The 12,174-nt window shown below is 55.7% G+C and carries 11 protein-coding genes and 4 tRNA genes; 4 read left to right on the top strand and 11 right to left on the bottom strand.

Annotated elements, in window-relative coordinates; translation table 11 throughout:
- Positions 1–9: 9 nt before the first annotated feature.
- Positions 10–2,355 carry a methyl-accepting chemotaxis protein gene (locus tag H151_RS0111155; protein ID WP_019961748.1) on the bottom strand — a complete coding sequence of 782 codons (2,346 nt, stop codon included), beginning with the start codon at positions 2,353–2,355 and terminating at the stop codon, positions 10–12.
- Positions 2,356–2,505: 150 nt separating this feature from the next.
- Here H151_RS0111155 and H151_RS0111150 point away from each other — a divergent pair, with 150 nt between their 5' ends.
- Positions 2,506–2,811, top strand: coding sequence for a hypothetical protein (locus tag H151_RS0111150; protein ID WP_019961747.1), 306 nt, complete (start codon positions 2,506–2,508; stop codon positions 2,809–2,811).
- A 200-nt stretch (positions 2,812–3,011) separates the two neighbouring features.
- On the opposite strand, the gene H151_RS0111145 is transcribed toward H151_RS0111150, so the two are convergent.
- The 3 genes from H151_RS0111145 to H151_RS0111130 all read right to left on the bottom strand — a co-directional run bounded on the left by H151_RS0111145 (position 3,012) and on the right by H151_RS0111130 (position 3,666).
- Positions 3,012–3,088: transfer RNA gene (locus tag H151_RS0111145), tRNA-Arg, on the bottom strand.
- 143 nt (positions 3,089–3,231) lie between these two features.
- On the bottom strand, positions 3,232–3,537 hold the full coding sequence (locus tag H151_RS0111135) for an ETC complex I subunit (RefSeq protein ID WP_019961745.1): 306 nt from the start codon (positions 3,535–3,537) through the stop codon (positions 3,232–3,234).
- A 52-nt stretch (positions 3,538–3,589) separates the two neighbouring features.
- Positions 3,590–3,666, bottom strand: a tRNA-Pro gene (locus tag H151_RS0111130).
- Positions 3,667–3,973: 307 nt separating this feature from the next.
- Here H151_RS0111130 and H151_RS0111120 point away from each other — a divergent pair.
- Positions 3,974–4,435, top strand: coding sequence for a LexA family protein (locus H151_RS0111120; protein ID WP_156823484.1), 462 nt, complete (start codon positions 3,974–3,976; stop codon positions 4,433–4,435).
- 2 nt (positions 4,436–4,437) lie between these two features.
- Positions 4,438–5,691: a Y-family DNA polymerase gene (locus tag H151_RS0111115; RefSeq protein ID WP_019961742.1), complete on the top strand. Its 1,254-nt coding sequence runs from the start codon at positions 4,438–4,440 to the stop codon at positions 5,689–5,691.
- A gap of 6 nt (positions 5,692–5,697) precedes the next feature.
- On the opposite strand, the gene H151_RS0111110 is transcribed toward H151_RS0111115, so the two are convergent.
- A complete protein-coding gene (locus H151_RS0111110; RefSeq protein WP_019961741.1) occupies positions 5,698–6,231 on the bottom strand; it encodes a DUF192 domain-containing protein in 534 nt (177 codons plus the stop codon).
- A gap of 190 nt (positions 6,232–6,421) precedes the next feature.
- Here H151_RS0111110 and ppa point away from each other — a divergent pair, with 190 nt between their 5' ends.
- Complete coding sequence (ppa, locus tag H151_RS0111100) at positions 6,422–6,967, top strand: inorganic diphosphatase (RefSeq protein WP_019961739.1); 546 nt, start codon at positions 6,422–6,424, stop codon at positions 6,965–6,967.
- Positions 6,968–7,017: 50 nt separating this feature from the next.
- On the opposite strand, the gene H151_RS0111095 is transcribed toward ppa, so the two are convergent.
- From H151_RS0111095 to H151_RS0111070, 6 genes are all read right to left on the bottom strand, one after another.
- Positions 7,018–8,583 carry an EAL domain-containing protein gene (locus tag H151_RS0111095; protein WP_019961738.1) on the bottom strand — a complete coding sequence of 522 codons (1,566 nt, stop codon included), beginning with the start codon at positions 8,581–8,583 and terminating at the stop codon, positions 7,018–7,020.
- A gap of 126 nt (positions 8,584–8,709) precedes the next feature.
- Positions 8,710–8,784, bottom strand: a tRNA-Glu gene (locus tag H151_RS0111090).
- Positions 8,785–8,851: 67 nt separating this feature from the next.
- A tRNA-Glu gene (locus H151_RS0111085) sits at positions 8,852–8,926 on the bottom strand.
- 73 nt (positions 8,927–8,999) lie between these two features.
- The gene (gene recJ, locus H151_RS0111080) at positions 9,000–10,799 is read right to left on the bottom strand and encodes a single-stranded-DNA-specific exonuclease RecJ (RefSeq protein ID WP_019961737.1); all 1,800 of its coding nucleotides are present in this window, start codon (positions 10,797–10,799) and stop codon (positions 9,000–9,002) included.
- A 20-nt stretch (positions 10,800–10,819) separates the two neighbouring features.
- Positions 10,820–11,785, bottom strand: a complete 966-nt coding sequence (glpX, locus tag H151_RS0111075; protein WP_019961736.1) for a class II fructose-bisphosphatase — start codon at positions 11,783–11,785, stop codon at positions 10,820–10,822.
- 46 nt (positions 11,786–11,831) lie between these two features.
- Positions 11,832–12,164, bottom strand: coding sequence for a hypothetical protein (locus H151_RS0111070; protein WP_156823483.1), 333 nt, complete (start codon positions 12,162–12,164; stop codon positions 11,832–11,834).
- Positions 12,165–12,174 lie beyond the last annotated feature (10 nt).

The raw sequence follows: 12,174 nt of genomic DNA, 5'->3' as shown, positions 1-12,174 counted from the left end.
CACACACACCTACGCGGCCTTAGGCTTTTTCAGCGGCGTTACATTACTGGCACCGCCTTGATTGTGCAGCGTCACGCGAGAGGCAAACTCAACGCCAAAGCCATCTTCATCCCGGCGGACCAATTTGCCTTTGACAGTTTGACCATCAGGTAGACGTACGGTGAAGCCTTGCTGCCCTTCGATCTCTGCCAGTTTGGCTAGCTTCATCCCGCCGGCACTAACATCCAAGGCAAAGCCATCAATGGTTTTTCCATTGTTAAGGATGATGGTCACGGCCCGGCCCGCAATGCGTGGGTCGCGCCGACGCTCTGTTAGATCGCCATTGATCACGGAGATAAATTCATCAATCGCGTGCTCCAAAGCTGTTTTTGACGCGGCAATGGCCTGGGAGACCGCATAGACTTGATCGGCTTGCTCCACCGTTTCATCCATGGATCGACTGACCCGGCCCACCGCTTCGGCAGACGCGCGTGCCCCATCCGCCGCTGTGGTGATGGATTGTGATATTTCCTGAGTTACAGAGGTTTGTTGTTCAACCGCTCCGGCGATCCCGCTGGAAATCTCAGTTACTTTGTTGATGGCTTGGGCGATTTCGGCCAGCGCCTTCACCGAAGCCTCCGAAGAGGACTGAACGGCGCTGACTTGTGAAGCGATATCCCCCGTGGCCTGGGCGGTCTGCTCGGCCAGGCGTTTTACCTCTTCAGCGACCACCGCAAAGCCTTTGCCCGCTTCACCGGCCCGCGCAGCCTCAATCGTGGCGTTCAGGGCCAGCAGATTGGTCTGGTTAGAGATGTCATTGATCAAATCCACCACTTCGGTGATCCGCGTCGCGGCTTCGGTCAGGGTTCGCACCTGAGCATCGGTTTTACTGGCGACTTCCACCGCAGAATGCACAACGCTTTGCGCCGAATTTGTTTGGTGGCCAATTTCCGAAATGGACGCGACAAGCTCTTGTGCCGCCGCAGAAACAGCGGACACCGCCTCAGACGCCCGGCTAGAAGCCTGATCAGAGCTTTGAACATCTTTCGTGGCCTGGCCAATGGTGTCCTTAGACCGGCGTGCGACATTTTCCATGCGCAACACTTCATCGGCGACCGATTTCACCACATCACCAATACGTAAGCGGAACTGGTCCACCAAGTCGCGTAATTTAGCCTGGCGCGCCCATTCTTCATGGTCACGCGTGACTTTTTCCGCTTCCATTTCGCGTTGCAATTGCAGCTTCTGACGGAAATTTTCCAAGGCCCGCAACAGATCGCCAATTTCATCCTTGCGGTTATGGGCACGCACCTGATCATCAATGGCACCATTGGATAAGCGCAGGGCGATGTCCGTCGTTTGGCGTACCGGAACGACCACCAAATGGCGCGCAAACCAGAACCCGACCCCCATGGCTATCATAAACAAGGCCATCCCAATTAAGATCACCCAGGTCGCCGTCGCTTTACTCGCTTGAAGGTGAGCAAGCGCCGCTTCCATATCCGCTATGACATACTCTTCGGCCTGCGCTGCGCTTTGGTCTAACGCTTCGATAGAACGCACATAGGCCTGGTGCGTCTGGGCCAGTTGAGAATTGCGCCCTAACATGGCCTGATAGCGCTGAAGGGCCAAAACCCCAAGATTGTCGATATGTTGTGCCGCCTCTTCAGGCAGACCATTTAGTGGACCTGCCCCTTGAATAATGGCACGCAAAGCCGCCGAAGAATTTGCAAACCCTTCACGCACGGCATCAATACTTTCACCCTCATCGCCGCCTAGCACCTCTTCGGTAAACAGGTGCGCATTGGCAATTTCAAAGCGCGCATCGGCCAAATAATTTTGCACACGGCTGTTGTCACTCACACCCGGCAGGTCATAAATCTGTGCGATGATCTCTAATGATACATCATAGGCTTCATCAAAGGCGATATCGGCCGCCGATCCCGCGGATTCATCAATGGAAACCGCGTTAAAGCGCTGTTGAGCAGCGGTCTCAAAGTTATTGAGCTGGTCAAGAACACCCGTAATCGCATTGCGCACCTGGCTGGACTGGGTGGCGACGAAGTGCTCTCCATCAATCACGCCGCCATTTAAGATGACTTGGCCGAATTGGCGGGCTTCATCAATCGCGCTTTGAATCTCACTCCAGTCATGGGAATTGCCCGCTTCGCTATCTTTTACCATGCGGTCAGCTTCACCCGCCGAAATTCGCAGCTCCATCGCTGCGTCCGCCATCGGAGTGTAGACATAGCCAACATCTGAACCAGCCTTCGCCACCTGCCCGGTTAAGATATATGAGCCCGCTGAGACCATGACGGCACACACCAACAGCGCCAAAAACACAAGAGATAATTTAAACAGAAGCGTCTGTTTCATGAGGGAGTTCTCCGCCAAACCATTACTAGTTGAGCCATCACTTCTGTTAATGACTGCTTGCTGATATGCGCCCTGGCGTAAAGCTTGCTAAAATCTTAATCAGCACAACACGCGTTTCAAAATTGAACGCATTTAACGGAGTTCTTGATAATGCTTACCGCTTTGGCTTTATCCCTGACGCTTGGCGCGATCAGCACCCCCACCGCACCGGCGGATATTATTTTTTCTAGCCCTGAAATTTTGGCCGCCCAATGGCAAGACGATCACACACTTACGATTGCGCTTGCTGCGACTCACCCACGTCTGGGGGCCCTGCGCGAGGGGTATCATGTGCGCATTCTTGGTGCCGATAATGGCGAAGTTCTAGCCCGTGATTATGTCGCTCCCCGCCAACGCTTTGTGCGGGTTTCCGGGGTTTCTGACATTCAAGCCGTACGGATTGTGATCGAGCGCTAGGTTACGCAAACTCAAGGGATAAAGCCCGACCTTGCCGAGTGTCTGACGACATCAGACTAGTTCAGAAAAGTGAGCACGACCTGGAAGAATGGCGCGCCTTGGCGGGCCAACTTCTAACCCAACGGGTTCGCAAGGCGAACAGCCGCGCGCAGCGTCAGCGAGGAGCGAAAGTTCGGACGAAGTTGAGCATCAGGAAAAAGTGGCACCCCCGGCAGGACTCGAACCTGCAACCATCCGCTTAGAAGGCGGGCGCTCTATCCGGTTGAGCTACGGAGGCTTGTGATCGGTGTCGATCTTGAGGAAGCGGTTTTAAGCCAGCCTGCGCATGGGGCCAAGCCCCACCTTCAGCGTCCTTGCGCTGAAAAACACAAAAGCCCCGCAGATCTTGCGAGGCTTTGCCTTGATCTTGCCGCTAAGCGCTTAGTGAGACCAAGGCTCTTTGCGCTCATAAGCGAAATTGTCAGAGTAAATCTTGGCCTTGCGCTCAACCTGATGATCGGGGCGCACGTGGAAGGCGATGCCATGGCGCTTGGCATAGGCCACCGCTTCTTCCTGGCTTTCAAAGCTCAAATGCACCTGACGGTTCATATCTGAACTGGTCGTCCAGCCCATCAAAGGATCGGGACGCTTGGCCTGAGACGGCTCAAATTCCAAAACCCAAGATTTGGTTCTGGCTTTACCCGATTGCATGGCGTTTTTAGAGGGACGGTAAATCTTCGCGAACATCTCAATTGTCCTATATGAGGAACGGCAGAAAAAGCCTTTTACACTCAAGAGATGGTCGGAGCGGCAGGATTCGAACCTGCGACCCTCTGGTCCCAAACCAGATGCGCTACCAGACTGCGCTACGCTCCGTCCGTCGAAGTAGAAAGGCGTTCTAATGGATAAGCGTGACTCGGCGCAACCCTTCAATGCTGTTCTTTGTGCATGTCTTACAGTTGAAATCCATAACATCCGGTTTTCCACAGATTGTCCACAGCCTGATGGCAATCTCGCTCGCTTGTCCGCTGCGCCACCTCGCTGACCCCACCAAGCGTAATCATGCGCGCACCTCTCTCACGGGCCACACCGTCCAGCGCCGCTAAAACGCCGTGTCATACACAGATGGCTTGACTTTTAGTGCGCGCGGAACATAACATGAACACGCTAAGTGGAATGTGAGATGAGCATGCACCCCCCTGCCTATAGCCCCCCCAATGCCCGTAATGATCGCGATGGCGTGCGCACCGCCCCGCCTGGTTATGTCAATACAATGGCCGGCGGCTTTCCCTCTCCGGCCGATGATTATCTTGAGCGCGATCTCGATCTGCATCGCTATGCGGTTCAACACCCCGCCTGCACCTTTTTTGCCCGCGCCATCGGTCATGCCATGGTCGGGGCTGGTATTCATGACGGCGACATTCTGGTCATTGATCGCAGCCTAACCCCCGTTTCCGGTCAGATCGTCGTTGTAGACTGTCATGGGGAGCTGATGATCCGGCGGTTAAAGCTCCACGGCCGCCAGCGTTTTCTCTGTGCGGAACACCCTGACTTTACCGATCTAGATATCAGTCAGTATGAAGACATCACGATCTGGGGCGTGGCCGTTCATGTTCTGCACGCCCTGCTCCAGCCGCGACCTTGATCATGTTCGCCCTGGTCGATTGCAATAATTTTTATGTCTCATGTGAGCGCGCCTTTAATCCCGGCTTGAAAAACAAGCCGGTCGTGGTGCTTTCCAATAATGATGGCTGCGTGGTGTCGCGCTCGAACGAGGCTAAAGCCTTGGATATCGACATGGCTGCGCCTTATTTCAAAATTCAAAAAGAGTATGAAGCGTGCGGTGGCATTGCGTGTTCGTCCAACTATCAGCTTTATGGCGATATGAGCGCGCGGGTCATGCATATCCTGCGCGAAACGGGCGCGCGGTTTGAAGCCTATTCCATTGATGAAGCGTTTTTAGAATTTGGCCGGGACGATCCGGCGCAATTGACCCAACTGGCGCATGAGGTGCGCGACAGCATCCATCAATGGACCGGCATACCCGTCGCCTTTGGCCTGGCCCCGACCAAGACCCTGGCCAAGCTTGCCAATCATGTTGCGAAGAAAAACACCGGTGTTTTTGAAATTCGCACCGAGGATCAACGCCTTCAGGTTTTACGCAAGACAGAGCTCTGTGACATCTGGGGTATAGGTCGGCGATTATCCAGGCGCTTAGCACACGAAGGCCTTACTAACGCGTATGATCTGGCCTGTTGGGATCCGCGTCAGGCGCGTAAAGTCATGGGCGTGGTGGGCGAGCGATTACTGCGCGAGCTCAATGGCCAGCCTTGCCTGGCGATCTCAGATCTCGCGCCGCGTCAGAACATCCTCTCCTCGCGCTCCTTTGGGAAACTGACAAGCAAAAAGGAGGATCTTGCCGAGGCGATGGCCTGTTACAGTGTGCGGGCCTGTGAGAAGTTACGCCGTCAGAACAGTTTGGCGCTCGGGGTTTATGCCTTCATCTCCACCCCGCGTCATGGCCCCCAGCCCTTTCATGAAGGGTTGAGCTATACCCTTCCTGCCCCCACCCAGGACAGTGCCCAGATTATCAAAATCACGCACAAACTATTGGACCGGATTTTCCAACCTGGCCTTAAATATCAAAAATGTGGGGTGATGCTGCTTAATCTGGTGCAAGTGGGCGAAGAGCAATTGAGCCTTCTCGCCCCGGCCCCTGATCCGCGCCAGGCACGCTTGATGGCAACGCTGGACCACATCAATCATCGCGATGGGCGCAATACGATATTTTATGGTGCCCAAGGGATTGAACGTAAACATACATGGGCGATGCGTTGTGGGCGGCGTAGCCCGCGCTACACCACCCAATGGTCAGAACTGCCCAAAGTCTATGCGCGTTAGATCGACTTAGCCCGCAGCCGAGACAAACATCGCATGCTGGACCGTCATACCGGGACGAAGACCCAAGGCGGCGGCGCGACCCGCGGGAATTTCCAGAACGGCACGCACGGGAATGTCGGAAGGAATAGAACGCTCAGATCGCGGCTGGGCGTTTGCTGCGATCTTGGCAATCCGACCATCGGCGCGGATGAAGACAATATCCAAACCAATCAAGGTGTTACGCATCCAGATGCTGGACGGTTGCGCCACGCCATGATCAAGCACCATGCCTTCATTCTCACCCAGGCTGTCACGGAACATCAGGCCCCGCGCACGCGATTGGGGCGTGTCGGCAATCTCGGCCATAATCGTCACGGGACCGGTGTCCGTCTCAATGACAAAGGCCTCTGGCCCACGATAAGCCACCACCGCATCGGGTAAAACGGCTTGTTCCACAGTAAGAGGAGCGGAAGACGCTGCCGCCTCGCCCTCTTGCGCCAAAGCGCCGCTGGACAAAGCCGCCCAGGCTGCGCCGATCAGAATAAAGACAGATGTTTTCATGGGCGCGAAGCTAGCGTGTGTCTGGGGCCTAGACAATCAATTTTGCGCCGCCCCGGCGCTCCTCGCAGCAGCAAAGCGGATGAAAACGAAGAAAACGTCTTCGCCAATGCACAAAACCCCTTGAACTTTGCCCGCACACAGCGTTCATTCGCGCGAAATTTATGTTGCACAAGTATTGGAGTAGAAGACGATGCGTCTGGATGCCATTTCACCTGGAGCCAATCCCCCTGAAGATATCAATGTCATCGTTGAGGTGCCTGTTGGGGGTGAGCCTGTAAAATACGAGATGGACAAGGATTCTGGGACCATCGTCGTTGACCGCTTCTTGCACACCCCGATGCGCTATCCCTGCAATTATGGCTTCATGCCGCACACCTTGTCTGATGATGGCGATCCAATCGACGTGATGTGTTTGGGCCAGACCACTTTAATCCCAGGCTGTATCGTTCGCGCGCGTCCGATCGGCGTGTTGTTGATGGAAGACGAAAGCGGCATGGACGAAAAAATCCTAGCTGCCCCGCATTCCAAGCTGACACCCTTTTATGACGACATCCAGAACTATACCGATGTCAATCAAGCCATGCTGGCGCGCATCACCCATTTCTTCGAGCATTATAAAGACCTTGAGCCGCGCAAATGGGTCAAGATCGAAGGTTGGGCCGATGCGGATCGTGCGCGCGAGTTGATCGTTGAAGCGTTGGAGCGCGAAAAAGCGACCAAAGCCGCTAAAGCGTAATTGCTTTAGAATGTTAAAGAAAAAGGCGCTGGCGACAGCGCCTTTTTTCGTCAGGCAGAAAGTTTCTGCACGCCTTTGGTGGAGAGCGTTACTAAAGGTGCCGGCGCACCGAATAGAAAGCCCTGCAGGCGTGAAATCCCGAGCTTGCGCAGCATATCGACCTGATCATGGGTTTCGACATGCTCGGCCACGACCTCAATCTTTAAGCCATGGGCCAGATTAGCGATCGAGCGGGTGATGATGAAATCACGCTCTAAAGTCGCACTGCCGCGGATCAGCGAGCCATCAATTTTGACCATATCCACAGGCAGAAGACGAATATAATTAAGCCCCGCGGCGCCAACGCCAAAATCATCCAAGGCAACCATATGACCACGCTTGCGAATTTTTTCCAGCGTGCGCGTGGCACAGGCAATATCGCGCAGCGCATGGGTCTCGGTCAGTTCAAAACTCAACCGTTTGCGATCAATGCGAATATCTTCAATCAGGCCCAGCAAATCCGTGCACCAGCGCGGCGAAGACAAGCTCGCCCCGGAGAGATTAACGCTTAAAGTGGGGTGATCGGAATCAGCCTTTAAGGCATCGAGCGCGGTATGAACCATGGCGAAGTCGAGTTCCAGAACAACCCCTGTCTGCTCGGCAAAGGCTACAGCCAAATCCAGGGATTTTCCGCCCGGTAAACGCGCCAAAACCTCATAGCGCTCCACGCTGAGATTATCGGTCAAGACGATGGGTTGCGCATAAGGCTCGATCTTTTTGCCGCGAATAAAGGCGCTGAGCGAGTCCATATTCTTTCGCGCCTGCTCAGCTTCACGCTCCACCAAGCCTTTGAGGGACGTCAGGCAGGTAAAGTCGCGGCTCGCGACCGCTTGATTGACGCCATAAAGGAAGGCACGCACGGCGGTCTCACTGCCCAGCTTGGGGTCATCGCCAACACTATGAATGTGACTACTGACCCCGGAGATCTTGGATTCGCGGACCAGGCTTTCAACGGCGTCATTGAGATCTTCCACGACATCGCGGGTTTCACACACCAAACTGAAGGTCTCTGGGCTTGTACGACTTCCCGCCCCGGACATCGATGCGGCTTTGACGAGATTGCCAATGGCGGTGAAAAATTCATCGCGGCGATCTTGGCCAATCCGATCGCCCAGCCCTTCAATGCCTTTCAGGGCCAACAAGCCAATATGGGCCTGACCATCTTGGGAACGCACCAGATCGAGCACCCTTTGGGCTTGGCGAGAAAAGTCATCTTGATCAATGTCTTCAGGGTGGTGGGTGAGATCGAGATTGACCGTCCACTGGATCTGGCCCGAGCCCTCTAAACGCCATGCTGATAATTGCGCGGTTCGTCCATTGACTGTGACCCGATAGGGGCCGGAGCGCACATTGGCCTTCACCTGAGCGCTAATCACCTGAACCAGGCGGCGCGAGACCACATCAAAATAATCCCAGAACGGCTTGCGCCCGCCCACCAAATCTTCCTGCGCCGCCATCACACTGGTTGCCCCAGCACAAAAGGCGATCTCGCCTAGCTCATTGGTTTCAATCAGAATATCGGCCGCCGCAAAGGCAAAGGCCACGAAACGGCTATGGCTGGATGTGGATGCAAGCACAGTCTTCCCCACTGAACGACATAATTGAACGCCGCCAAAGTGGCAGGAAATGATAAAGGATCGGTTTCCATGTCCGAACAGGTCTGGACGCAGAAATTTGGAAGATGTTTTGGGAAATGGTGCGCGTGGCAGTCCCTAGGGGAATCGAACCCCTCTTTCCAGGTTGAAAACCTGGCGTCCTAACCGATAGACGAAGGGACCGCATACGCTGGCCTATAGATAGATCTTAGCCGATCTATTATGAAAGCGCGAGGCGCTTCCTCTCACGTGGCAGTCCCTAGGGGAATCGAACCCCTCTTTCCAGGTTGAAAACCTGGCGTCCTAACCGATAGACGAAGGGACCATGGCCCGACGTGAGAGGCGGTCTTTTACAAACACCTTGATGCGAATGCAAGCATCTCTTTGCAGGTTTTACATCAGCTTTCGCAGTAGGCTAAATCTTCTAACTGCAACTCGGCCTTACGCCCATAGGCTCCGTCCTCGCCCTTGATCTTGCCAACAGCATGCCAGAAGCCTTCGGGACCATTCAGCAGAGCCTCGCCCAGGGGGGCATCTGCACAGCGCCAGGCAATGCCGTTGAGGCGCTTGCCGTCCTCACCCTCGAAGCTATAGCGCACATGATCCGCGCCCACACGCTTGGCAAAAGTCTTACGCAGGCGAGAAAATCCAAAGCGTGGCTCACCATGGCCCGCCCCATAAGGCCCGGCACCTTGCAAACGGGTCCACAGATCATAGCTGACCGCGCCAGGCATCAACACGCCATCAAGTATGAGGGAGCGCGCCTCATCTGCCGCAAGCCATTGCGGGGACAGGCGCTGCGCCATGAAGGCACCAAACGCCTCCACCTGATCATAGGCAATCGTCAACCCACCCGCCATGGGATGGCCACCGCCGGCCATCAACAAGCCTTGATCGGCCGCGGCACTGATCGCCGCGCCCAGATTGACGCCCGGACAGGACCGGCCCGAGCCCTTACCGATGCCCAGCTCACGATCGAGACCGATAATGATGCACGGCCGGTTGAAGCGGTCTTTCAAGCGCCCGGCGACAATGCCAATGACGCCGGGATGCCAGCCCTCACCCGCCGCCATGATAAAGCCGGTCTCTTCCAAGATGGCTTGGCGCTCAATCTGCAAGCTGGCTTCATGCTGAACCTCAGCCTCAATGGCCTTGCGTTCATCATTCAGTTCACTGAGCTGGCGCGCAATAGCTTCGGCTTCAGCCTCATTGTGCGTCGTCAGAAGGGTGAGCCCCAGATCCGCCTTGCCGATACGTCCGCCCGCATTGATACGGGGGCCCATCAAGAAGCCCGCATGATAGGGCGAGAATGGGGGCTTTGCCCCAGAGGCTTCACATAAAGCGCGCAGTCCCAAAGTGCTCGATTGCGCCATGACTTTCAGGCCCTGGGCAACAATCGCGCGGTTAAGCCCTTCAAGCGGTACGACATCGCAAATCGTACCCAGTGCGGCCAGGTCCAACCACGCCATGATATCGGGTTCTGGGTGGTCCGCACTAAAGCCGCCGCGCCGGCGCCCCTCGCGGTTTAAGGCCGCCAGCAGAACGAAAACCACGCCAGCCGCGGCCAATATTCCGCACCCGGACTGATCACCCTCTTGATTGGGATTGACCAGCGCCAGACAGGGCGGGCGCTCATCCTTCATCATATGGTGATCCACCACGATGACGGGTAAGTCCATCGCTGCGGCGCACTTCAACGGCTCTAACGCCGCCGCGCCGCAATCGAGCGTGATGACCAGCTGGGCTCCTGCCGCTTTCAAACGCTGAAAGGCCAACTCAGAAGGGCCATAGCCCTCCTCCAACCGGTCGGGAACATAAAGCAGGGGATCGGCGCCTTGAGACTTCAACCATCGCGTCAGCTGAGCCCCTGAAGTCGCGCCATCCACATCATAATCGGCAAAAATCGCGATGCGGTGATCGGCTTGAACCGCATCCCAAATCAGGCGCGCGGCAAGATCCATATCCCGAAAGAGGCTGGGGTCGGGAAACACATCGCGCAGGCGCGGGTTCAAAAATCGCTCCGCCCCATCAGGCGTAATGCCGCGCGCGGCCAGCATGCGCGCCAAGGCGTCCGGACATCCGGCCAGACGCACAATCTCCGCCACATGCTGGTCATCAGCTTGTTTCAGACGCCATGTCCGGCCCGTGATCGAGTGAGACACCCCAAACAGGGCATCATCCATAATCTGACCGGTCATGGCATCCTTTTTCAGTGTTATTAAACGCTGGGCCCGTCGACGCGGGTGCGCACGACGCGGCGCACCTTGTCACTAGAGGACAGCATGAGTGATTCGGTTTCATAGGTATTGGGCCCGATTTTCTTCACGCCTTCAACCAACAAACCTGTGGTCACACCCGCAGCGACAAAGACGCAATCTTTTGACGCCAGTTCGCGCATATCATATTTGCGATCGAAATCAGTGATCCCGGTCTTTTCTGCGCGCGCACGCTCATCATCATTGCGGAAGTGCAAACGCCCTTGCATCTGACCACCGATACAGCGCAAAGCCGCCGCCGCCAAAACACCCTCGGGTGCGCCGCCACGGCCCATATAAATGTCGGCATAGCCGTTTGGATCGGCGGCACTGATCACACCGGCTACATCATTATCGGTGATGAAATTGATGCGAACGCCCAATTGGCGCATTTGCTTGACGATATGGTCATGACGTGGACGATCCAGGATACAGGCGCTCAATTCAGAGGTTTTGACGCCTTTGGCTTCGGCCAGACGGCGCACATTCTCTTCAGCGCTCAAATCCAGATCAATCACACCTTCGGGAAGGCCCGGACCGACCGCGATCTTATCCATATAGGTATCGGGCGCATGCAAGAGACCACCACGCGGCGCAATCGCCAACACGGCCAGCGCATTGGGCATGCCCTTAGAGGTCGGCGTGGTGCCTTCGATCGGGTCCAGCGCGATATCAATCTCTGGGCCTTCGCCGGTGCCGACTTCTTCACCGATATACAGCATCGGTGCTTCATCACGCTCCCCTTCACCGATCACAATGCGGCCCTTCATGGCCATGGCATTGAGACCTTTACGCATGGCATCCACCGCCGCCTGATCGGCAGCATTTTTATCCCCGCGCCCAATTTGGCCATGGGCCGCAATCGCAGCCATTTCCGCAGCACGCAGCGCATGAAGCGCCAATTGATCTTGGGCTTGCCCCTCACTCATAGTCTTATCCTTTTAACGTCGTAAGCGTTGTTTCTAATGGTTTCGATCAATCATCGGGCAGCTCAGGCGCGCGAGCACGCTCACGTGCATCGCGCAGATACTCTTGGGTATCTTCCTGATCCAGTTCGATTTCGTCCAGGCGATTGATGAGGGTATTGCGTGCAGCAAGCACCTCACCCTGGGCGGTATCCATCTGGGTCTGTTCGTCCCGTGAAAAGGTCTGGCTGGGAATAAAGTCCGGGGCCTTTGCGGTTTGCGTATCGAGGGCCTCTGCCCGGCGTGCTTCCATCCATGTGGGCTCAGCTTCGTCTTTACCAAAGCTTGAACACGCGCTAAGCGGGAGAAGAAATGCCAATAGATAAAGAGAACGGATGCGCAAACTGGCCTCC

The organism is Woodsholea maritima DSM 17123, from assembly GCF_000382325.1.
In the GTDB taxonomy this organism is placed as follows: domain Bacteria; phylum Pseudomonadota; class Alphaproteobacteria; order Caulobacterales; family Maricaulaceae; genus Woodsholea; species Woodsholea maritima.
The sequence above is the reverse complement of the archived record's forward strand: the minus strand, read 5'-3'. Positions and strand labels throughout refer to the sequence as shown.